Source organism: Pseudomonas sp. WS 5010, assembly GCF_012985565.1.
Taxonomy (GTDB): Bacteria; Pseudomonadota; Gammaproteobacteria; order Pseudomonadales; family Pseudomonadaceae; genus Aquipseudomonas.
Map to the genome: position 1 here is coordinate 151,051 of NZ_JAAQWQ010000009.1, position 22,433 is coordinate 173,483.

Annotated in this window: 20 protein-coding genes; 3 read left to right on the plus strand and 17 right to left on the minus strand. The window is 62.1% G+C overall.

What is annotated here, in order from left to right; genetic code table 11:
* Nucleotides 1-85 precede the first annotated feature (85 nt).
* Nucleotides 86-2,731 (minus strand): phosphoenolpyruvate carboxylase, encoded by a 2,646-nt coding sequence (gene ppc / locus HBO11_RS25670; RefSeq protein WP_169955708.1) that lies wholly within the window; start codon nt 2,729-2,731, stop codon nt 86-88.
* A 184-nt stretch (nt 2,732-2,915) separates the two neighbouring features.
* On the opposite strand from ppc, the gene HBO11_RS25675 reads away from it, so the two are divergent.
* The 3 genes from HBO11_RS25675 to HBO11_RS25685 all read left to right on the plus strand — a co-directional run bounded on the left by HBO11_RS25675 (nt 2,916) and on the right by HBO11_RS25685 (nt 4,816).
* Entirely contained in the window at nt 2,916-3,260 is a 345-nt protein-coding gene (locus HBO11_RS25675; protein ID WP_057441782.1) for a hypothetical protein, read from the plus strand.
* Between the two features lie 293 nt (nt 3,261-3,553).
* Nucleotides 3,554-3,979, plus strand: a complete 426-nt coding sequence (locus tag HBO11_RS25680; RefSeq protein WP_029300159.1) for a DUF4398 domain-containing protein — start codon at nt 3,554-3,556, stop codon at nt 3,977-3,979.
* Between the two features lie 54 nt (nt 3,980-4,033).
* Nucleotides 4,034-4,816, plus strand: coding sequence for an OmpA family protein (locus HBO11_RS25685; protein WP_169955707.1), 783 nt, complete (start codon nt 4,034-4,036; stop codon nt 4,814-4,816).
* An 86-nt stretch (nt 4,817-4,902) separates the two neighbouring features.
* Here the strand turns inward: HBO11_RS25685 and HBO11_RS25690 are convergent, their stop codons facing one another.
* The 16 genes from HBO11_RS25690 to HBO11_RS25765 all read right to left on the minus strand — a co-directional run bounded on the left by HBO11_RS25690 (nt 4,903) and on the right by HBO11_RS25765 (nt 21,667).
* Entirely contained in the window at nt 4,903-5,214 is a 312-nt protein-coding gene (locus HBO11_RS25690; RefSeq protein ID WP_169955706.1) for a hypothetical protein, read from the minus strand.
* Between the two features lie 99 nt (nt 5,215-5,313).
* Nucleotides 5,314-5,640, minus strand: a complete 327-nt coding sequence (locus HBO11_RS25695) for a hypothetical protein (RefSeq protein WP_032858203.1) — start codon at nt 5,638-5,640, stop codon at nt 5,314-5,316.
* Nucleotides 5,637-6,551, minus strand: a complete 915-nt coding sequence (locus HBO11_RS25700; RefSeq protein ID WP_169955705.1) for an alpha/beta hydrolase — start codon at nt 6,549-6,551, stop codon at nt 5,637-5,639. The genes HBO11_RS25695 and HBO11_RS25700 overlap by 4 nt, the downstream gene beginning before the upstream one ends.
* A 143-nt stretch (nt 6,552-6,694) precedes the next feature.
* Nucleotides 6,695-7,972 (minus strand): flavohemoglobin expression-modulating QEGLA motif protein, encoded by a 1,278-nt coding sequence (locus tag HBO11_RS25705; RefSeq protein ID WP_169955704.1) that lies wholly within the window; start codon nt 7,970-7,972, stop codon nt 6,695-6,697.
* Nucleotides 7,973-7,993: 21 nt separating this feature from the next.
* Nucleotides 7,994-8,542: a hypothetical protein gene (locus HBO11_RS25710; protein WP_169955703.1), complete on the minus strand. Its 549-nt coding sequence runs from the start codon at nt 8,540-8,542 to the stop codon at nt 7,994-7,996.
* Between the two features lie 43 nt (nt 8,543-8,585).
* Nucleotides 8,586-9,302 (minus strand): TetR family transcriptional regulator, encoded by a 717-nt coding sequence (locus tag HBO11_RS25715; protein ID WP_029300174.1) that lies wholly within the window; start codon nt 9,300-9,302, stop codon nt 8,586-8,588.
* Between the two features lie 108 nt (nt 9,303-9,410).
* The gene (gene lysS, locus HBO11_RS25720) at nt 9,411-10,910 is read right to left on the minus strand and encodes a lysine--tRNA ligase (protein ID WP_169955702.1); all 1,500 of its coding nucleotides are present in this window, start codon (nt 10,908-10,910) and stop codon (nt 9,411-9,413) included.
* A 110-nt stretch (nt 10,911-11,020) separates the two neighbouring features.
* Nucleotides 11,021-12,116, minus strand: a protein-coding gene (prfB, locus tag HBO11_RS25725; RefSeq protein ID WP_104911704.1) for a peptide chain release factor 2 whose coding sequence is annotated in 2 segments (ribosomal slippage) — nt 11,021-12,043 and nt 12,045-12,116 — 1,095 coding nt in all. Because the reading frame shifts where the segments join, the coding sequence is not laid out codon by codon here.
* 235 nt (nt 12,117-12,351) lie between these two features.
* On the minus strand, nt 12,352-13,353 hold the full coding sequence (locus HBO11_RS25730; RefSeq protein ID WP_169865341.1) for a diguanylate cyclase: 1,002 nt from the start codon (nt 13,351-13,353) through the stop codon (nt 12,352-12,354).
* 51 nt (nt 13,354-13,404) lie between these two features.
* Entirely contained in the window at nt 13,405-14,415 is a 1,011-nt protein-coding gene (locus tag HBO11_RS25735; protein WP_169955701.1) for a chemotaxis response regulator protein-glutamate methylesterase, read from the minus strand.
* The gene (locus HBO11_RS25740) at nt 14,412-16,709 is read right to left on the minus strand and encodes a hybrid sensor histidine kinase/response regulator (protein ID WP_169955700.1); all 2,298 of its coding nucleotides are present in this window, start codon (nt 16,707-16,709) and stop codon (nt 14,412-14,414) included. The genes HBO11_RS25735 and HBO11_RS25740 overlap by 4 nt, the downstream gene beginning before the upstream one ends.
* Nucleotides 16,706-17,404, minus strand: a complete 699-nt coding sequence (locus HBO11_RS25745; protein WP_169955699.1) for a chemotaxis protein CheW — start codon at nt 17,402-17,404, stop codon at nt 16,706-16,708. Before HBO11_RS25745 ends, HBO11_RS25740 begins: the two co-directional genes overlap by 4 nt.
* Nucleotides 17,401-18,666, minus strand: a complete 1,266-nt coding sequence (locus HBO11_RS25750) for a CheR family methyltransferase (protein WP_169955698.1) — start codon at nt 18,664-18,666, stop codon at nt 17,401-17,403. Before HBO11_RS25750 ends, HBO11_RS25745 begins: the two co-directional genes overlap by 4 nt.
* The gene (locus HBO11_RS25755; protein ID WP_169955697.1) at nt 18,666-19,187 is read right to left on the minus strand and encodes a chemotaxis protein CheW; all 522 of its coding nucleotides are present in this window, start codon (nt 19,185-19,187) and stop codon (nt 18,666-18,668) included. Before HBO11_RS25755 ends, HBO11_RS25750 begins: the two co-directional genes overlap by 1 nt.
* Nucleotides 19,187-20,809: a methyl-accepting chemotaxis protein gene (locus HBO11_RS25760; RefSeq protein WP_169955696.1), complete on the minus strand. Its 1,623-nt coding sequence runs from the start codon at nt 20,807-20,809 to the stop codon at nt 19,187-19,189. Before HBO11_RS25760 ends, HBO11_RS25755 begins: the two co-directional genes overlap by 1 nt.
* A gap of 147 nt (nt 20,810-20,956) precedes the next feature.
* Entirely contained in the window at nt 20,957-21,667 is a 711-nt protein-coding gene (locus HBO11_RS25765) for a tellurite resistance TerB family protein (RefSeq protein WP_169955695.1), read from the minus strand.
* Nucleotides 21,668-22,433 lie beyond the last annotated feature (766 nt).

The following is a 22,433-nucleotide window of genomic DNA, read 5'->3' on the forward strand; positions in this document are numbered from 1 at the left end:
CAACCCAAACCCAAAACCGCCGGCAGAGCCCTTTCGGGTCAACCGGCGGTTTTGCGTGCAAGCCCTTGAGAACACGCGACAAATGTCAGCCGGTATTACGCAGCCCGGCGGCAATACCGGCCACGGACACCAGCAGCGCCTGTTCCAGAGGGCTGTCCTGTGTCGCTTCCTGCTGGCGGGACCGCGCCAACAACTCGGCCTGCAGCAGGTGCAATGGGTCAAGGTAGGTGTTGCGCAGGCGGATGAACTCCAGGGTGTCGGGACTGTGGGCCAGCAGTTGCGACTGCCCGGTCAGGCCAAGCACCACGGCACACGCCTGCGACAATAGGTCGCGTAAATGCGCACCCAATGGCAGCAGGTCCGGCTGCACCAGACGCTCGTCATACAGGCGGGCGATATCGGCGTCGGCCTTGGCCAGGACCATTTCCAGCATGTCGATGCGCGTACGGAAGAACGGCCATTGCTCACGCATCTGCCCCAGCAACTCGCCTTCGCCCCGCTCCAGGGCCTTGCTCAATGCAGCTTCCCAGCCCAGCCAGGCCGGCAACATCAGGCGCGTCTGGGTCCAGCCGAAAATCCACGGGATCGCACGCAGGCTTTCGATGCCCCCAGCACGGCGTTTGGCCGGGCGACTGCCCAGGGGCAAGCGGCCCAGTTCCTGCTCGGGCGTGGACTGGCGGAAGTACTCGACGAACTGCGGATTTTCCCGCACTACCGCGCGATAGGCGCTGACGCCATCGGCGGCCAATTCGTCCATCAAATGCCGCCAGGCCGGCTCCGGGGGCGGCGGTGGCAACAAGGTCGCCTCCAGCACTGCGGCCAGATACAGATTGAGGTTCTGCTCGGCGATATCCGGCAAGCCGAACTTGAAGCGAATCATCTCGCCCTGCTCGGTGGTGCGAAAACGCCCGGCTACCGAGCCCGGTGGCTGCGACAGGATCGCCGCGTGAGCCGGGCCACCGCCACGGCCAACGGTGCCGCCACGACCATGGAACAATGACAGTTCCACCTGCTGCTCGCGGCAGATATCCACCAGCCGTTCCTGGGCCCGGTACTGCGCCCAGGCCGCAGCGGTAGTGCCGGCGTCCTTGGCCGAGTCCGAATAGCCGATCATCACTTCCTGCGGGCCTTGCAGGCGCGCGCGATAGCCCGGTAGCAGCAACAGGCGCTCGATCACCGGGCCGGCGTTGTCCAGGTCGGCCAGGGTCTCGAACAGCGGCACCACACGCATCGGCCGCTGCACCCCGGACTCCTTGAGCAGCAGCTGCACCGCCAGCACATCGGATGCCGCACCCGCCATGGAGATGACGTAGGAACCCAGGGATGCGGCTGGCGCGGCGGCAATTTCCTTACAGGTATTGAGCACTTCGGCGGTGTCGGCCGACGGCTTGAAATAGCCTGGCAACAATGGGCGACGGTTGGCCAACTCCTTCATCAGGAAGGTGATGCGCGCGTTTTCGTCCCAATCCTCATAGCGGCCCAGGCCCAGGTAGTCGGTGATCTCGGTCATCGCCGCCGAGTGACGGCTGGAGTCCTGGCGCACATCCAGGCGCACCAGGAACAGGCCGAACGTTACCGCACGGCGTAGGCAATCGAGCAGCGGGCCGTCGGCAATCACGCCCATGCCGCAGGCGTGCAGGGACTGGTAGCACAGCTCCAACGGCTCCAGCAGGTCGCGATTGTTTTGCAGCACATCAGCCGGCGCCGGGAGGCTGGCGGTCAACGCCGCGTGCGCCCAATTGCGGGTGGCGCGCAGGCGTTCGCGCAGTTGCTTGAGCAAGGCCCGATAAGGTTCGACGCTATCGCCGACCTTGGCCTGCAACTCGGGGCTGGCCTGCTGCATCGACAGCTCGGATGCCAGGTGATCGATATCACGCAGATACAGGTCTGCGGCCATCCAGCGCGCCAGCAGCAATACTTCGCGGGTCACGGGTGCCGTCACGTTGGGGTTGCCGTCACGGTCACCGCCCATCCATGAGGCAAAGCGGATCGGTGCCGCCTCCAGGGGCAGGCGCAGGCCGGTCGCGGCGTGCAAGGCGTGATCGGCCTTGCGCAGGTAGTTGGGGATGGCGTGCCACAGCGAATGCTCGATCACCGCAAAGCCCCACTTGGCCTCGTCCACCGGGGTGGGCCGGGTGCGGCGGATTTCTTCGGTGTGCCAGGCTTCGGCGATCAGCCGTTGCAAGCGCTGGCGAATCTGCTCGCGCTCGGCGCTGGTCAAGTCACGGTGATCCTGCAACGCCAGTTGGGCGGCGATGGCGTCATATTTCTGGATCAGGGTGCGACGCGCAACTTCGGTGGGGTGGGCGGTGAGCACCAGTTCGATCTCCAGCCGCGCCAACTGCCGGGCCAGGGATTCGCTGCTATGGCCCTCACTCTGCAGGCGCGCCAGAAGTTCGGGCAGTACCCGCGACTCGAACGGGGCGGGCTGGGATTCATCGCGCCGGTGAATCAGTTGGTACTGCTCGGCGATATTGGCCAGGTTGAGGAACTGGTTGAACGCACGTGCCACCGGCAACAGCTCGTCTTCCTGCAACTGGTTGAGGCTGGCGCTGAGCTCTTCGCCAGCTGCCGCCTCGGTTGCCCCGCCCCGGCGATCGGCCTTGGCGCCCTTGCGGATCTGCTCGATCTTGGCGAGGAACTCATCACCGTACTGTTCTCGAATCGTGTTGCCCAACAGTTCACCCAGCAGGTGAACATCTTCACGCAAACGTGCATCGATATCGCTCATCAGCCAATCTCCAGCCAGGAATCCGGGACGCTTTGATCTTTAAGAGTGCCGATCAAGCCTTGCTCTTACAAGGAACTTTAAACCTTGGCGGTTGCAGCTAGTCTCAAGGATACGTCGTCGCGTTATCCACGCCGCGACCGGTCACTCATCACCGCCCGCTACCCTGGGCATCACTGAGGTTGCCATGAAAATCCGAGAACTGGCCCAGCAATGGGAAGAAACCGCCAAGGGTCGCCTGACCAAGACCGAATATGCCATCCACCTGGATGTCGAGGCCGCCGCACGGCTGGCGGCCATCCGCGAGATGTACCCCAAGCGCAGCACCGAGGAATTGCTCGGCGAGTTGATCGGCGCCGCCCTGGAAGAGCTGGAAGCCAGCTTTCCCTATATCCGGGGCCAGCATGTGGTTGCCACTGATGAAGAGGGTGACCCGTTGTATGAAGACGTCGGCCCCACACCGCGCTTCCTGTCGTTGTCACGGCGCTACCTGCACGATATGTCAGCCACGCCTGACGATCAGAAACACTGATAAACATCCGCTGAAAAAAACCATTCCCCAGCGTACCGGGCCTTTCATAGGCCCGGCATACCGCTATGGATGGCAAAAGTTCCGATTTTTAAACACTGACCACTCAGTCAGATTTGTTCAGATGTTTTTTCGGGCAAATCGCCATCTTTGGCTGAACTATTCAAAAAAGCCTCGGGTCACAGCCAGTAAGCCATCACTTGGAACAGGCGTTTGAAAAGGCACACTGAGCTTCACCGCCAAAACGCAGACGCTGAACACCGTAGATGGATTTGATGTTTTTCTGGAGTTATCCAATGGAGTTGAAGACGATGAAGACCAGCACTGCCAAATCCTCGTTTAACCACCTGCGCGGGCTCAAATTGGCCGCGTTGGCAATCGGCACCAGCTTCGTCCTCGCGGGCTGCGCCGGCAACCCGCCGACCGAGCAGTACGCGGTGACCCAATCGGCCGTGAACAGCGCTGTAAGCGCTGGCGGTACCGAATACGCTGCCGTGGAAATGAAAGCTGCCCAGGACAAGCTCAAGCAAGCCGAGCTGGCCATGCACGACAAGAAGTACGACGAAGCCCGTCGTCTGGCCGAACAGGCTGAGTGGGACGCTCGCGTTGCAGAGCGCAAGGCCCAGGCTGCCAAGGCCGACCTGGCGCTGAAGGACTCCCAGAAGGCTGTTCAGGAGCTGCGTAACGAAGGCATGCGTCCTGCTGTAATCCAGCAGAAGTAAGCAGCGCCCTTGTTTGCATCGCACCCGAAATCGAATTGAAAGGACGACACCACTATGCGTAAACAATTGATGATCCCTGCCCTGCTGGCGATGAGCGTTGCATTGGCGGCTTGCTCCACCCCGCCTAACGCGAACCTGGAAAACGCACGGACCAACTTCTCGGCCCTGCAAGCCAACCCACAAGCGACCAAAATCGCCGCCCTGGAAACCAAGGACGCCAGCGAATGGCTGGACAAGGCCGACAAGGCGTACCGCGACAAGGAAGACGAGAAGAAGGTCGACCAACTGGCCTACCTGACCAACCAGCGCGTTGAAGTGGCCAAGGACACCATCGCCCTGCGCGAATCCGAAGCCAAGCTGAAAAACGCCGGCGACGAACGTGCCCGCGCCCTGCTCGAAGCCCGCGACGCGCAGATCAAGCAGCTGCAAAACAGCTTGAACGCCAAGCAGACTGAACGCGGGACCCTGGTGACCTTTGGTGATGTGCTGTTCGCCACCAACAAGGCCGACCTGAAATCCAGCGGCCTGGTGAACATCAACAAACTGGCGCAATTCCTCCAGGAAAACCCAGATCGTAAAGTCATTATCGAAGGCTACACCGACAGCACCGGCAGCGATGCCTACAACCAGACCTTGTCCGAGCGCCGTGCTACTTCGGTGCAGGTTGCACTGATCAAGATGGGCGTTAACCCAAGCCGCATCGTGACTGCTGGCTACGGCAAGGCATACCCGGTTGCCGATAACGCAAGCGTTTCGGGCCGCGCCATGAACCGTCGCGTTGAAGTGACCATCTCCAACGACAACCAGCCGGTCAAGCCACGTTCTTCGGTTCAGTAACCGACTGACGTACACCGCTAAAAAAGCCCTGCCTGGATTCCAGGCAGGGCTTTTTTTGTAGAAGAACTGCGGCAGATAGCTTTGGGTCAGCCGAAGTTGACTGAGTTGGTGTTCTCTTGGGGCATCTGCATGCCTTGCTGGCCGTCGCGATCCATCTGCTTGCGCAGAGGATCTTGCTCATCCTCGCCACCACCATTTGCGCCACTGCCCTGGGAGCCGCCTGCACCGCCCGCGCCGCCCAACAGTTGCGCCAGGAGTTTCTTCAGCGCTTCCGGGTCTGCACCACCCTGCTGCTGGCCCCCTTCGACGCCCTTGCCGACCATATTGCCGGAATCGCCCATGCCGGCGCCGCCGAAGTTACCGAACCCGCTACCACCACCTACTCCACCAATACTCATAGCGATACTCCACATAATTAAGGGGGTTGCTCGTCAGCGCTGCTGACAACCCAATCAGTGGCTTCACACAAAATATGGTTCCAAAAACTACCAGCGTGCTTACTCCTGCAATTGCGGGGTTTCCTGGCCCATGCAACGCACCGCCTGCTTCTTGTTGTTCACCAGTACACCTGTCAACCCTTTCTGCTCGGTATCAAACAGCACCAGCACACCGTCGACGCACTGTGCCACCTGGGGAGCCGGGGTCAGGGAGACTTTATAGTCCTCGCCGGGCACCGTCTTGAGCATGGTGAAATCACTGAGCAGCAACGCGTCCTCGGGCTTGGCGAAGTGCAGGTAGCCGTAGTACCACAGGCAGCCAACGGTGCCGATGATGGTGCCGATACCGGTGAGGATCAGGGGGATCATGTTGCGTTCTTCGCTCATTGCGGGCTCTCTGATGATTCAACTTTAGGAGTGGCGGCCGCCGGGTAATTGGGGATTTCCCCCAGGCGGCGCAGGCCATTGAAATGCTGCGGGTCGTCAAGATAACGCAGCATCACGGTTTGCCAGGTCTTGTCGGCAAAAGTCTGCACATGCCCACCGCGGGTCAATTGCAGCACCCTTGGCGGCGGCGCAGCTTGATACAGACGGATGCCGTTGGAAAGCGGCACGATCGGATCATCCAGACTGTGGAACAGCAGTTTCGGCACGCCGGTCAGCTGCGGCATGCCGTGGATCGCGCTGTCGGCGTCCGGCACCAGCCACGACAACGGCACCTGAAACGGCCATGTTAGCCAGGAAGTGCTCAGGGCGAATTGCCCTATATCACGATAACTGGCGGGCACGCCATCCAACACCAGCGCCTTGAGCCGGGGCTGGCGCTCGGGATGTGCCGCCAGGTAATGCACCGCCAATGCCCCGCCCAGGCTCTGGCCGAGCACCACTAGCGGCTGGCCCTGGGTCTCGGGGGCCTGGTCAAGCCACTGGAAAGCCGCATCCAGGTCCTGGTAGATGGCCGGCAGCGAAGGTTTGCCTTCGGACACGCCATAGCCGCGATAGTCCAGCATCAGCACTTGATAACCCTGGGCCGGCAGCCACCAACTGCCCCCCAGGTGCCCGGACAGGTTGCCCCCGTTGCCGTGCAAATGCAGCACCGTGCCCTTGAGCGGCACACCGGCCTTGGCCGGCAGCCACCAGGCGCGCAGCTTGAGGCCATCGGCGGTGGTCAGGGTGACGTCACGGTATTCCAGGCGCGCCTGTTGCGGGGTAAATGGCAGGCCGGGCTCGGGGTAGAACAGCAGCGAGCTGCAGCCGTTGAGGGTCAGGAGCAGGCATAGGATGCCGAGCAGTCTCATCCGTTGAAACCTCGTAAATGGGTGGGGACACAACCCTGATAATCAATGAAGACTAACTGTCGGAGCTGGCTGTCAGTTACTCCACCGGTGGCTGACAGACCGAGATCGCAGGCAAGCCAGCTCCTACAGTTGATGGGATTTGGTCAGAGGATATTGGAGTAGTCCGCCTCGATCCGGTCCAGGCTCAGGTGATTGAGGAAGTTGGAGAAGCACATCCACGCCGACAACGCGTTCATATCGCGAAACTGCTCCGGCAAGTACTTGGGTGGCACCACCAGGCCTTCGTCCACCAGTTGGCGCAAGGTGCGCATGTCTTCCAGGGTGGTCTTGCCGCAGAACAACAGCGGCACCTGCTCCAGCTTGCCCTTGCGCACGGCCAGCTGGATGTAGTTGTAGACCATGATAAAGCCCTTGAGGTAGGACAGATCCTTGGTAAACGGCAGGCCCGTCGGCGTCGAGCCGCGAAACACCCGGCTGGCGTTGCCGTAGCTCTCGGCCATTTCAAAGCCCTGCTCGCGGAAGAACTCGAACACCTGCAGGAAATCGGCACCCTCTTCCACCATATGGATCGCGCGGGTGCGGTTGGTCAGTTTGCGCAGGCGGCTGGGGTAGGAGGCGAAGGTGATGATCTCCATCAGGATCGCCAGGCCCTCCTGGGTCACGGTCGACGACGGTGGGCCCTTGGACAGGAAGGTGCAGATCGGCTGGTTCTGGCCGTTGAGGGTGGTGCCCACATGGACCAGCCCTTCGTGGACTTCCAGGGCCCGCACATCGCGCTCGTTGAACATCGCATCGGTGCGGATCTTGATGTAGTCGGCACCCGCCGCCGCGTCGGCGACGATGCCATCGGACTCAAATACGCGGATGGTTTCCTCGGCCTCGCCAAACACCTTGTTCAGGCGGCTTTGCAGCAGGCTGACGGCGTCCTTGGCGGTCAGGGTCTTGGCTTCGTCCTTGAGATCGCCACGGCCGTCGATATTGTTCAGGTAATCGGAGAGCATCAGGCCCAGGTCGGCCAGGGTCGGGTCGCCGGCATGGAATGCATCGGAGGCCGCGCCGTAGAGTTCCTGGGAAATCAGGCCGAAATCCTCGGTGCCACGGGCTTCGAGCATGCGCACCACCATGCGGTATTCCTTGCACATACGCCGCATGATCTGCCCGACCGGGTTGAACTGGCCCAATTGGCGAGTGATATCACGCTCAATGTTCTGGAACTCCAGCTTCACCTTACTGGAGTCGAACGACAGTGGCCGGTTCAGGTAATAGTCGCGGTCCACGGCCGGCATGTGCTTGCCCTTGCCCTGGAGGAAGCCCTTGCGAATGTTGTCGTCCCACTTCACGGCGTCGAGGACGCGAATCGGTGTTTGCGCCAGCACAATGCGATCGGACAAGGTGCGTATCGTCTGCTGGTAATCGTCCACCCGGTGCTTCCTCTTTAAACGTTATTTGCCCACATGTTTATAGCGTACGGCTTCGACAAACACATCGGCGTTGGCCGGATCATCCAGGTAAGCCAAGACCTGGCTCATGGGGCTGTCGATCAATGTCCCGTCCCCTTCGACGGTCTCGACACTGCTGCCACTCAGGGTTTTGTGCGTGATGGCCTGGTTGATCGCCTCGGGATCGAGGTTGTAGACCACCAGCTCGCGGGCCTCATTCAATTCAAACCCGGCGAGGATAAAGTGCCCGCCCAGCTTGTTTGGCAGCGGCGCCGACAGGTACCAGCGGTTGCCGTGGCGGGACACACTGAACAAATACTCGTCGCGCTTGATCGGCTGGGTCTGCGAGGAGCTCACTGCCTTGTAGCGATGCTGGCCCACCCGGCTGATCTGCAGGTCGAGCGGCTCGCCCCAGGCGTTCCTGCTGGCCCACTTGCCCAGCAGCGCGTCAGGTGCGGCCTCGCTGGCCGGCAGGGGCTCCTTGAAGGTCACCAGGCAGCCGCTCAGGAGCAGCGACACCATCGCGGTCACTAACACACGCCAGGTTTTCATCCATCACTCCACAGCTGTTTTGGGCAGCCTGGCCCCCACATGACTAGACCGAGGCCAGTACCAGGTGCATGTAACGCTTGAGAATCTCGAGCATTTCTTCGCCAGTCAGGGCCTCGGGCTCGAACAGCAGGCCCTGATATTCCATCCGACTGATAATCGCCGTCAACACTTTGGCATCCTGTTGCGGCTCGCGGGAGCCCAGCACCTGGAAAAACTGGCAAGTGCCCTGCAACAAAATCTGCTGGTGAGAACGTACCAGTTCGCCCAGGCGCGGGTTCAACAAGGCTTCCTGGCGAAAGGCCTGTTCGGCCATCAGGTACTCACGCCGGTTAAGCAGTTGGCGCAGGACGTAATCGGCAGTCAGCCGCGCAATATCATCGGCCAGTTGCGAGCGCGACTCGGCACTGCCATCACCGTAGGCCACCATCTCGCGCAGCAAACCTTCGTTACGCACCCACAACTTGCCCATGAACGCCGCACTGCGCTCCACATACTGGGCAAAGGTGTCGGTGAGCAGGTCGTCGATATCCTTGAAATAGTAGGTGGTGGCCGACAGCGGCACACCGGCCTCCGCCGCCACCGCCCGATGGCGCACCGCCCGCACGCCATCGCGCACGACAATGCGCATGGCCGCGTCGAGAATATCCTGGCGACGCTGTTCGCTGCCCTGGCGACTGGCCTTGCGGCCCTGGTACTGAACACTTTCAGCCACGGCGGCAGCGATGCCAGCGGCGCCTTCTTGAGCCATTACGCGCTTCACGAAAGATCGTCCTCTCACTCAACAAAAGTCTGGCGCCGTACGCTTGACGTTAGTACAGGCCACACAAAAAAGCCGCCTTATAAAAGGCGGCTTCGGGATTCGCTAAGGTTACGCTTGCGGCCGCATGTGCGGGAACAAGATGACATCGCGGATCGACGGTGAGTTGGTCAACAACATCACCAGGCGGTCGATACCGATACCTTCACCGGCCGTTGGCGGCATGCCGTACTCCAGCGCCCGCACAAAGTCGGCGTCGTAGTGCATGGCTTCGTCGTCACCGGCGTCCTTGTCGGCCACCTGGGCCATGAAACGCTCGGCCTGGTCTTCCGCGTCGTTAAGCTCGGAGTAGGCGTTGGCGATTTCGCGACCACCGATAAACAGCTCGAAACGGTCGGTGACGTTCGGGTTGTCGTCGTTGCGACGGGCCAGCGGCGACACTTCGAACGGGTACTGGGTAATGAAGTGCGGCTGTTCCAGCTTGTGCTCCACCAGTTCTTCGAAAATCATCACCTGCAGCTTGCCCAGGCCTTCGAAGCCCAGGACCTTGGCCCCGGCTTTCTTGGCAATGGCGCGAGCCTTGGCGATGTCGTTCAGGTCGTCAGCGGTCAGCTCGGGGTTGTACTTGAGGATCGAATCGAACACCGACAGGCGCACGAACGGCTCGCCGAAGTGGAACACCTTGTCGCCGTACGGCACGTCGGTAGTCCCGAGAACCAGTTGCGCCAGCTCGCGGAACAGTTCTTCGGTCAGGTCCATGTTGTCTTCGTAGTCGGCGTAGGCCTGGTAGAACTCCAACATGGTGAATTCTGGGTTGTGACGGGTCGAGACACCTTCGTTACGGAAGTTGCGGTTGATCTCGAACACCTTTTCAAAACCACCGACCACCAGGCGCTTGAGGTACAGCTCTGGCGCGATACGCAGGAACATTTCCATGTCCAGGGCATTGTGGTGGGTTTCGAACGGCTTGGCTGCCGCGCCGCCCGGAATGGTCTGCAGCATCGGCGTCTCGACTTCGAGGAAGTCACGGGCCATCAGGAAGCTGCGGATGTGCGCGATCACTTGCGAGCGCACGCGGAACGTCTGGCGCACTTCTTCGTTGACGATCAGGTCGACGTAGCGCTGGCGATAGCGCTGCTCGGTGTCGGTCAGGCCGTGGTGCTTGTCTGGCAGCGGGCGCAGCGACTTGGTCAGCAGGCGCACGTTGGTCATTTCGACGTACAGGTCGCCCTTGCCGGAACGGGCCAGGGTGCCTTCGGCGGCAATGATGTCGCCCATGTCCCAGGTTTTCACCGAGGCCAGGGTTTCTTCCGAGAGGGTCTTGCGGTTGACGTAGACCTGGATGCGCCCGGTCATGTCCTGGATCACCATGAACGAGCCACGGTTGAGCATGATGCGACCTGCCACCTTGACCGGGATCGCAGCTTCTGCCAGCTCTTCCTTGGTCTTGTCCGCGTATTGCTTCTGCAAGGCATCGCAGTAGTTTTCGCGGCGGAAGTCGTTGGGGAAGGCGTTACCCTTGGCACGCTCGGCAGCAAGCTTTTCCTTGCGCAGGGCGATCAGGGAGTTTTCTTCCTGTTGCAGGGCCTGATCGAGTTGTTGGTCGCTCATGTCTTTAAATATTCCATCTGGTTCGTTGTCCCCAGCCTGCGGCTGGGGATCGCGGGCAAGCCCGCTCCCACAGGGATCGAGGAGTGTCAGCCAATCCCGCGTTGCATGTATTACAGGCCTGATTTCAGGCTGGCTTCCAGGTATTCGTCGATATCGCCGTCGAGTACCTTGTCGCAGTCGCTGCGTTCGATGTTAGTGCGCAGATCCTTGATCCGCGACGCATCAAGCACATACGAACGGATCTGGTGGCCCCAGCCGATATCCGACTTGGTGTCTTCCAGTGCCTGGGAAGCGGCGTTGCGCTTCTGCATTTCCTGCTCGTACAACTTGGCCCGCAGCATTTTCATGGCGGTGTCCTTGTTCGCGTGCTGGGAACGTTCGTTCTGGCAACTGACCACGGTGTTGGTCGGTACGTGGGTGATACGTACGGCCGAGTCGGTGGTGTTTACGTGCTGGCCACCGGCACCGGAGGAGCGGTAGGTGTCGATGCGCAGGTCGGCCGGGTTGATCTCGATTTCCACCTTGTCGTCGATCTCGGGGGAGACGAAAACCGCAGAGAACGAAGTGTGGCGACGGTTGCCGGAGTCGAACGGGCTCTTGCGCACCAGGCGGTGTACGCCGATCTCGGTACGCAACCAGCCAAAGGCGTATTCACCCTTGATATGCACGGTCGCGCCCTTGATACCGGCAACTTCACCGGCGGACAGTTCCATGATGGTTGCTTCGAAACCGCGTTTGTCAGCCCAGCGCAGGTACATGCGCAGCAGGATGTTGGCCCAGTCCTGGGCTTCGGTGCCGCCGGAACCGGCCTGGATATCCAGGTAGGCGTTGTTCGGGTCCATTTCGTGGCTGAACATGCGGCGGAATTCGAGTTTGGCGAGGTTGTCCTCGAGACGGGCCAGCTCGGCGACGACATCGCCCACTGCGCCTTCGTCGTTTTCTTCGACGGCCATGTCCAGCAGGTCGCGGCAGTCGCCCAGACCGGTGTTCAATTCGTCGAGGGTGTCGACGATCTGCGCCAGCGCAGCGCGCTCGCGGCCCAGTTCCTGGGCGTATTCAGGTTTGTTCCAGACAGCCGGATCTTCAAGCTCGCGATTGACTTCGGTCAGACGCTCATGCTTTTGATCGTAGTCAAAGATACCCCCGAATAGTTTCGGAGCGCTCGGACAGGTCCTTGATGGTGTTCAGGATCGGGTTGATTTCCATGGCGGGCAGCACTCGTTGGCGAACTTTTGAAAGCCGGCGAGTATAACGGCAAAAGGCTGGAAACGGCAGTCCGCTTGGCCGAAAAGGCTGGGTTTGTGTGATATCTACGGCCCGATAAAGATCAAATGTGGGAGCTGGCTTGCCTGCGATACAGACGACTAGGTGTATCAAGTAGACCGAGGAGACGCCATCGCAGGCAAGCCAGCTCCTACATTGGGTTGGCGGTGTTCGCAGGCTATTCGATCCCCACCTGGTTGCGCCCATTGTGCTTGGCCAGGTACAACCCCTTGTCCGCTGCCGAGATCAATTGCCGGCAATCGGTCCCCAGCAGTGGCGTCATGGTCGCAAGACCAATGCTGATGGTCAGGCTCGCCCCTTCAGAGGGTGCGATGTGCGGGATTTTCAGCGCGGCAACGGCCTGGCGCAGTTTCTCCGCCACCAGCCGCGCACCACCCGGCGAGGTGTTGGGCAGCACCAGGGCAAACTCTTCGCCCCCGTAGCGCGCCGGCAGGTCCGAAGGACGGCTGCTGGCGTCGCGAATGCTCGCCGCCACCTTGCGCAATGCTTCGTCCCCTTCCAGGTGGCCAAAGCTGTCGTTGTAGGTCTTGAAGAAGTCCACGTCGATCATCAGCAACGACAACTGGGTCTGGTCACGCATGGCGCGCCGCCATTCCAGCTCCAGGTATTCGTCGAAGTGCCGGCGATTGGACAACCCGGTCAAGCCGTCGGAATTCATCAGGCGTTGCAGCACCAGGTTGGTGTCCAGCAGTTGTTGCTGGCTGACCCGCAGCGCACGGTAGGCCGCGTCCCGCTGCAGCAGGGTCATATAGGAGCGCGAGTGGTAGCGGATCCGCGCCACCAGCTCGATGTTGTCCGGCAGTTTCACCAGGTAGTCATTGGCCCCGGCGGCAAACGCGGCGCTCTTGATCAGCGGGTCTTCCTTGGTCGAAAGCACAATGATCGGGATGTTCTGGGTCGCCGGATGGTTACGGTATTCACGCACCAGGGTCAGGCCGTCCAGCCCGGGCATGACCAGGTCCTGGAGAATCACCGTCGGCTTGATGCGGATCGCCTGGGAGATGGCCTGGTGGGGGTCGGCACAGAAGTGGAAGTCGATATTGTCCTCATGGGCCAGACCGCGCCGCACGGCTTCGCCGATCATCGCCTGGTCGTCCACCAGCAACACCATGGCGGCGTTTTCGTCGGTCTTGAAGTCGTCGAGCTGTAAATCATTCATTTGCGGTCACCTGAATTACTACGTGCAGGCCAGGACAGCGAGTTATATCGGTCATTTTGCGAATACCTCCAGCAATCGTGGCGCAATTCTGTCCAATGGGCGAATCTCAACAGCGGCATCAATCGCCGCTGCCGCTTTGGGCATGCCGTAAACCGCACAGCTCTGCTGATCCTGAGCGATGGTCAGATAGCCCTGCTGACGCATCAATTTGAGTCCCTGGGCTCCGTCGCGTCCCATGCCGGTCAGCAAGACGCCGACGGCATCGCCGTTCCAATGGCTGGCGACGCTCTCGAAAAACACGTCGATGGACGGCCGATAAATCTCGTTCACGGGCTCCGCCGTGTAGGCCAGCGTGCCGTTTTTCAGCAGCCGGATATGATGATTGGTGCCGGCCAGCAACACCACGCCGCTTTGCGGCGGCTCCCCTTCACGCGCCAGGCGCACCGGCAGGCCCGAGGCGCTGCTCAGCCACTCGGCCATGCCGGCGGCGAACACCTGGTCCACATGCTGCACCAGCACAATGGCTGCGGCAAAGTCCCGAGGCAAGCCCTTGAGCAGGGTTTCCAGCGCCGCCGGGCCACCGGCCGAAGAGCCGATCGCCACCAAGCTCTGGCGCTTGCCCGTCCCTCGCGGATGCACAGGTTCAGCGCGCACCCGGCTGCCGCGCTGGCCGATCAGCCAGCCGATATTGAGGATCTTGCGCAACAGGGGCGCGGCCGCCTCCTTGGCATCGCCAACCCCCAGGGCCGGGGTATCCACCACGTCCAGGGCGCCATGGCCCATGGCTTCGAACACACGGCTGACATTCTGCTGGCGATCCACGGTGACGATAACGATAGCGCATGGCGTCTCGGCCATGATCTGCCGGGTCGCCTCGACGCCATCCATCACCGGCATGATCAAGTCCATCAGGATCAGGTCCGGCGTCAGCTCGGCGCAGCGCTGCACCGCTTCCAGGCCATTGGTGGCCACCCACACCACTTCGTGGGCCGGCTCGAAGCTCAAGGCCCGGCGCAACGCCTCGACCGCCAGGGGCATGTCATTGACGATGGCGATCTTCATGTCCGGGCGCCTCCAATCAGTTCTACCACTGCATCGAGCAGGGCATCGTCATGGAAACTGGCCTTGGCCAGGTAATAGTCGGCGCCGGCATCCAGGCCGCGACGCCGGTCTTCTTCGCGATCCTTGTAGGACACCACCATCACCGGCAGCGACTGCAGGCGAGTGTCTCGGCGCAAAAGTGTGACCAATTCAATACCGTCCATGCGAGGCATATCAATGTCAGTGATCAGCAGGTCGAAGTCTTCGGAACGCAGAGCATTCCAGCCATCCATGCCATCGACGGCGACCGCCACGTCATATCCACGATTAAGTAATAGCTTGCGCTGCAGTTCGCGCACGGTCAGTGAGTCATCCACCACCAGAATGCGCTTGCGTGCAGCCTCCACGGTTTGCTGCGCGCGGCGGGCAATGCGCTCCAGGCGACCGGTATTGAGCAGCTTGTCCACCGAGCGCAGCATGTCCTCGACATCGACGATCAGCACCACCGAGCCGTCGTCCAGCAGCGCGCCGGCAGAAATATCCTGCACCTTGCCCAGGCGATCATCCAGCGGCAACACCACCAGGGTGCGTTCGCCGATAAAGCGCTCCACGGCAATCCCGTACACCGCATCGCGCTCGCGGATCACCACGACCTTGAGGGTGTCCTGGTTGGCCTGCCCGGGCGGGCGCTGCAATAGCTGGCTGGCCGCGACCAGGCCGACATGCCGGCCTTCGTGCCAGAAATGCTGGCGGCCTTCCAACTGTACGATTTCGTCAGGTTCCAGGTCGCACATGCGTTCGATGTGGGCCAGGGGAAAGGCGTAGGCTTCTTCGCCAACTTCCACCACCAGGCTGCGCACCACCGACAAGGTCAGCGGCACTTCCAGATGGAAGCGGCTGCCCTGCCCCGCCGTCTGTTCCAGCACCACCGCACCACGCAGTTGGCGGACCATGTGCTGCACCGCATCCAGGCCGACGCCGCGCCCGGAGACTTCGGTCACCTTGTCGCGCAGGCTGAAGCCCGGCAGGAACAGGAAGGTCAGCAATTCCTCTTCGCTCAGGCGCAAGGCGGTTTCCAGCGGCGACAGATTGCGCTCGACAATACTGCCGCGCAGGCGCTCCAGATCGACGCCATTGCCGTCATCGCTCAACTCCAGCACCAGCAGGCCAGCCTGGTGCGAAGCGCGCAGGCGGATCAGGCCCTCGGCCGGCTTGCCCGCCAGCAGGCGCTGCTCGGGCATTTCGATGCCGTGATCGACGGCATTGCGCAACAAATGGGTCAGCGGCGCCTCGAGTTTTTCCAGCACATCGCGGTCGACCTGAGTCTTCTCGCCTTCGATTTCCAGGCGTACCTGCTTGCCCAGGCTGCGGCCCAGGTCACGCACCATGCGCGCCTGCCCCGCCAGCACATCGGCAAACGGGCGCATGCGGCACGCCAGCGCCGTGTCATATAGCACCTGGGCACGTTGCCCGGCCTGCCAGCCGAACTCATCGAGCTCGGCGGTCTTTTCCGCCAGCAGCAACTGCGCTTCGCTCAACAGGCGGCGGGCATCGGCCAGGGCTTCCTGGGCTTCGAGGTTCAGGTCGACCGTCTTGAGCTGGCCGTCGAGGTTGTCCAGGGCCCGGGCGCCGTTGCTCTGGATGCGCTTGAGGCGTTGCAGGCTGGACAGGTACGGCTTGAGCCGCTGGGTTTCCACCAGGGATTTGCTGGACAGGTCCAACAGGCTGTTCAAGCGCTCGGCCGTGACCCGCAACACGCGCTCGCCGCCTTCGGTCATGCGTTTGTTCTGGCGCGGCGTATCACTGCTGACGGGCGGCGCGGCCTCCGGTTCCGGGGGCAATAGCAGTGACTCTTCAAGGGGCGGCAACGGCTGTGCAGGCGGCGCAGTCACAGGCGGCGGTGCAACCACTTTGGCCGTGGGTTGCGACGGATCCAGCAAGCGCTCCATCAGCGCCACATACGCCTGGATATCGGCCGGGCCCACGCTGTTGCCCGGTGTGGCGATGCGCATCAGCAGGTCGGTGCCCTGCAACAACGCGTCGATATGTTCGGGTTGCAGGTACAACCGGCTTTCCTGGGCGCTGACCAGGCAGTCTTCCATCACGTGGGCCACGCTGACACCGGCGTCGACCCCGACAATCCGCGCCGCGCCCTTGAGCGAATGCGCCGCGCGCATGCAGGCTTCGAGCTGGTCGGCCTGGGTCGGGTTGCGCTCCAGGGCCAGCAAGCCGGCACTCAGGACCTGGGTCTGGGCATCGGCTTCCAGGCTGAACAGTTCCAGCAGCGAGGCGTCGCGCATCTGGTCGGGGGTCATGACAGGCTCCGGGTCACGGCAGACAGCAATTGCGCCTCGTCCAGCCAGCGCAGGCTGCGGCCCTTGAACTGCAACACACCCTGGGTGTAGCGCGCACTGGCCTGGGTGCCGGACGCAGACGCCGCTTTGAGGGTGCGCTCATCGATGGCATGGATGCCATCCACTTCATCCACCGGCACCACCACCGGGCCGTCCTGCGCGGCGATGATCAACATGCGCGGCATGATCCGCCCGCCGCTGGGGCCGCCGCCCGTGCTGTCGAGCCCGAGCAGTTCCACCAGGGACAGGCAGGCCACCAGCGCGCCGCGCACATTGGCGACCCCGAGCAGCGCCCGCGAGCGCTGGTGGGGCAAGGAATGGATCGGCTGCAGCGGCGCCACTTCCACCAGGCAACGGGTGGCGATGCCCATCCACTCCTCGCCCAGGCGGAACATCAGCAACGACCGGGTGGCCACCTCATCGTCCGCCTGCGCGGCGGCGGCATGCCGATGGTCTTCCTGCTGCAAGGCATAACGATCCAGCAGGCGGGTGGCGGCAGCGGAATACACTGCACAGTTGCGGCAGTGGATGTGCTCGGCCAGCAACGGGCAGGATTTATCGCCGTGGATCCCGATGCGGTTCCAGCAATCGTCGATGGCCTGGGTATCGGCCACCGTCAGGTCCAGGTCGGTGTCCGGGAGTGCGGAGCTACTCATCGTTTAGGCTCACTGTCGGCGGCTCGCTCGCTACGGGCAGCACGGGCTTGCAAGCGCCGCGCCCCCGCCGTATCGCCCTGGGATTCCAGCAGCGCGGCCAGGTGCATCAAGGCCTGCGGATGCTGGGGCTCCAGGTACAAGGCTTTTCGATAATACCCCTGGGCTTCCAGGGCGCTACCCGCTACATCGCTGAGCAGGCCCAGCCAATAGAACACCTGGGCCGCCGGTGGATGGTTTTGCAGGTAGCGCTCGCAGGCCGCACGGGCCTCAAGGCTTTTGCCTTCATTGGCCAAGGTTGCGATCTGCCCGAGCAGCTGCGCCGCATCCGAGTGCACGGGTGCCGGCTTGGTCGGCAACACCGGCGTGGCGAATGCACTGAATGGCCGGGGTTTACGCGCAATCGGCGCTGCGCTGCGCTGGGGCACCGGAGGCGGTGTCGGGGCGAAGACCGGTTCGGGTGTGGTTTGGGCATGACGACTGAAGGCAAACGACTGCGGCACCCCAATCGAACGCATGCCCAGGCGCCCCAGCAGGCTGCCTTCGGCCGGGCCGATAAACAGCACACCGTCGACATGGGTCAGGCCCTTGAGCACTTCAAACACCTGTTTCTGGGTCGGCTGGTCGAAATAGATCAACAGGTTGCGGCAAAACACAAAGTCATAGGTCGGCTCGTTGGCCAGCAACTGCGGGTCCAGCAGGTTGCCCACTTGCAGGCGCACCTGTTCACGCACCCGATCAGCTACGCGGTAGCCGTCATCTTCGGCGCTGAAATGCCGCTCACGAAACTCGATGTCCTGGCCACGAAAGGAATTCTTGCCATACACCCCACGCCGCGCCCGTTCCACCGACAGCGGGCTGACGTCCATGCCCTGCACCTTGAACTGGTGGGGCGAAAGGCCCGCATCGAGCAGGGCCATGGCGATGGAATAGGGCTCCTCGCCAGTGGAGCACGGCAGGCTGAGGATACGCAGGGCGCGCATGTGCTTGATCTCGCCCAGTCGCGTGACGGCCAGCCGCGCCAGGGTGGCGAAGGATTCGGGGTAACGGAAAAACCAGGTTTCGGGGACGATGACCGCTTCGATCAACGCCTGTTGTTCTTCGCTGCTGGTTTGCAGGCGCTGCCAGTATTGATCGGCGCTCAGCCCCTGCAATGCCTGGCTGCGCTGGCGCACGGCGCGCTCGATAATCGCTTCGCCCACCGAGGCGACATCCAGGCCGATACGCTCCTTGAGGAAGTCGAAAAAGCGTTGGTCACTGCTCATCACGCCTCCCCAACAGTCAGGTCGGGGGCAAACAGCAGGGCGCGGACCTCGGCGGTGAGCAGGTCGGCGACGCCAATCCACTGTGTCAGGCCCCGTTCGTCTTCGCGCACCGGGCCCAGGTACGGCGCCTGGCGATTGTCCAGGCCGTAGGGTTGGAAATCCGCCGGATCGCAGCGCAGGGTGTCAGTCGCCTGTTCGAGGATCAGCCCCAGCCAGCGCGGCTCCAGCCACGCCTCTGGGCGATAGTTGACCAGTACCAGCCGCGTGCTGGTACGGGCTTGGGCCGGTGTACCAAAGGTCAGGGCACTGAGGTCGATCACCGGCACCATGTTGGCGCGATGGGCGAAAATCCCGGCGACCCACACCGGCGCATGGGCGATGGGCTTGAGCGGCAGGCGCGGCAACACCTCGGCCACTTCCGTGGCCTTGAGGGCGTAGCGCTCGCTGCCGATATGAAACACCAGGAACAAGGCTTTTCTGGCTGCCGTCACCGCGCCGCGTTTAGCCGCTGGATCACTCATCAGACTTTAAAACGCGACACGCCGCTGCGCAGACCCACCGCAACCTGGCTCAATTCATCAATGGCAAAGCTGGCCTGGCGCAGGGACTCCACGGTCTGGCTGCTGGCATCGCCCAACTGCACCAAGGCATGGTTGATCTGCTCGGCACCGGTGGCCTGGGCCTGCATGCCCTCGTTGACCATCAGCACGCGCGGCGCCAGGGCCTGCACCTGATGGATGATCTGCGACAGTTGCTCGCCCACTTGCTGCACTTCGAACATGCCGCGCCGGACCTCTTCGGAGAACTTGTCCATGCCCATCACACCGGCCGATACCGCCGATTGGATCTCGCGCACCATCTGCTCGATATCGTAGGTGGCCACGGCAGTCTGGTCGGCCAGGCGCCGCACTTCAGTAGCGACCACGGCAAAGCCGCGCCCGTATTCACCGGCCTTCTCGGCCTCGATGGCGGCGTTGAGGGACAGCAGGTTGGTCTGGTCGGCCACCTTGACGATGGTCACCACCACTTGGTTGATGTTGCCGGCCTTCTCGTTGAGGATCGCCAGCTTGGCGTTGACCAGGTCCGCGGCGCCCATCACCGAGTGCATGGTTTCTTCCATGCGGGCCAGGCCCTGCTGGCCGGAACCGGCGGCCACCGAAGCCTGGTCGGCGGCGGTGGACACTTCGGTCATGGTGCGCACCAGGTCCTTGGACGTGGCGGCAATTTCCCGCGAGGTCGCACCGATTTCGGTGGTGGTGGCGGCCGTTTCGGTGGCTGTGGCCTGTTGCTGCTTGGAGGTGGCGGCAATCTCGGTCACCGAGGTGGTGACCTGCACCGACGAACGCTGGGCCTGGGAGACCAGGGCGGTCAGCTCGGTCATCATGTCGTTGAAGCCGGTCTCGACGGCGCCGAACTCGTCCTTGCGCTCCAGGTTCAGGCGCTTGCTCAGATCACCGGTGCGCATGGTTTCGAGGATGTCGACGATGCGTTTCATCGGCGCCATGATCGCGCGCATCAGCAGCAGCCCGCACAGGCCGGCGGCAAGGATCGCGAGGAGCAGCGACACGCCCATACTGATTTTCGCGGCAGCTACGGCGTCATCGATGGCCGCAGTGGCTTTATCGGCCACCTGCTTGTTCTCGTTGATGATGTCATTGAGCTTCATGCGCCCTGCGGTCCAGGCCGGGGTCAGTTGCTCGTCGAACATTTTGACTGCCTCGGCTTCCTTGTTGGCCTGGTGCAGTTCCAGGACCTGGGCCAGCACCTGGTTGTACTTCTGGTGCAGGGCTTCGAAGGTGTCGAACTCGGTACGATCCTGGTCGATATTGATCGTATTGGCGTAACTGGCCATATGCTGCTCGAGGCGTGCCTCGAACGACTTGTAATCCTGGCGATCAGCGTCGGAAATGCCCTGGTGCTCACGCAGCCCGATCAGTTCCTGGGTCTGCAGGTAGCTGTCGACCCAGGCGCTGCGGATCATCGAGCTGAAAAACACCCCCGGTACGGCGTCGTCGCGTACCGAGTTTTCGCTCGTTTCGATCTTCAGCAACCGTGAGTACGAGACCACAACCATCAGCAGCATGATGGCGATAATGACCGCAAAGCTCGCCAATATGCGTTGGCGCAAGGTCCAGTTCTTCACAGTATTTCCTCGAGGGCCGATCAAATGCCGGGGAGTATAGCTGAGGCCGTGCCATCATTTATCAATGGGTTGTGGGCCAAGTCTCAAGGAATACAAAAACACCCCGCAACCTGGATGGCGGCGGGGTGTTTTTCTGTACCGGGCGGGTCAGAGCGTGGCTTGGCGCACCTGTTTTTCCAGCTCGGTCTTCAGGCCCGGCTCCAGCTTGAGCTGGCGGGCCAGTTCGTCGAGGTAGGACTTCTCCATGAAGTTTTCCTCGTCCACCAGCATGACGCTGGCGATGTACATTTCGGCGGCCATTTCCGGGGTGCTGGCGGCGCGCGCTACATCGCTGGGGTCCAGGGGTTTGTTGAGCTCGGCATGCAGCCAGTGTTGCAGCTCCTGGTCGTTGTCCAGCTTGACGAACTCGCCTTCGATCAAGGCGCGCTCGCGCTCATCGACATGGCCATCGGCCTTGGCGGCGGCTACCAACGCCTTGAGAATGGCCTGGCTATGCAGTTCGACCTGGGCCGGTGGCAGGCGGTCGAGGGTCTGCGGCTCGCCTTTGGGCGCACCGGCCTGTTGTGCCTGCCAGTTGCCGTAGGCCTTGTAGGCGATCACGCCGAGTGCTGCGAGGCCGCCATAAGTGAGGGCTTTACCGCCAAAGTTGCGGGCTTTTTTGTTGCCCAGCAGCAGACCCATGGCCCCGGCCGCCAACGCCCCACCACCTGCGCCGCCCAGCAGGCTGCCGAGCCCGCCACCGCCGAGCAGGCCGCCCAGGGCGCCTTTGTCATCACCTTTACGTTGACCGCCAGCCTTGTTTTGCAACATGTCCTGGCCGGACTTGAGCAATTGATCAAGCAATCCACGGGTATTCATTCATAGCCTCCAGAGACTTGGGTTCATAGGGTTGATAGGCCTCCAGCGTAAAACTAAGTGCCAATTATCCTGGATATAGAGTGCTTCCAGATGTAACTCAGTTTTTTTGGAGTGGGGGCGGTGGTGTACATATCCGTTGCTGCGGTTACGGCCACTTAGGGTTCCGCCCTTACGGCGGGTCACTTTTGGAAAAGAGCCCGGAGTGCCGGCCCAGCCAAAAGTAACCAAAAGGGCTCTTGCCCCACCACTCGGCACCTCGCCCAGGCTCGGTGTGCCCGTCATCCGACATTGATTTGGGGGGCCGCCGTGATGGGCCATCCATGGCCCAGCGCGGCTAAACCGGCGTCCTGCCGGTTTACCCCCCAAATCAATATCGGATGACGGCCAGCGTGGTTTAACGGGGCGCCTAAGATCAAAATCACAAGCAAAACGAGGCGGCCTGACAGCCGACCTGGTTATCGAAGCGTGCGCGTACCCCTGTAGGAGCGGGCTTGCCCGCGATGACGGCAGGTCTGCCAACAGATTCATCGACTGATACACCGCCATCGCGGGCAAGCCCGCTCCTACAGGGGAATGCAGCTTCGCGCTCTATCTCTGCTGTTGCTGTTGCTCTGCTTTTGATCTGGCTTTTGATCTTAAGCGCCCCGTTAAACCACGCTGGCCGCAGGCAGGTATTGCGCAGTGGGCACCCCGGCATGGATGCCGGGGTAGACGCGACACGGCCATGGATGGCCGATCGCGGCGGGCCCACGGAGCAATGCCTGAC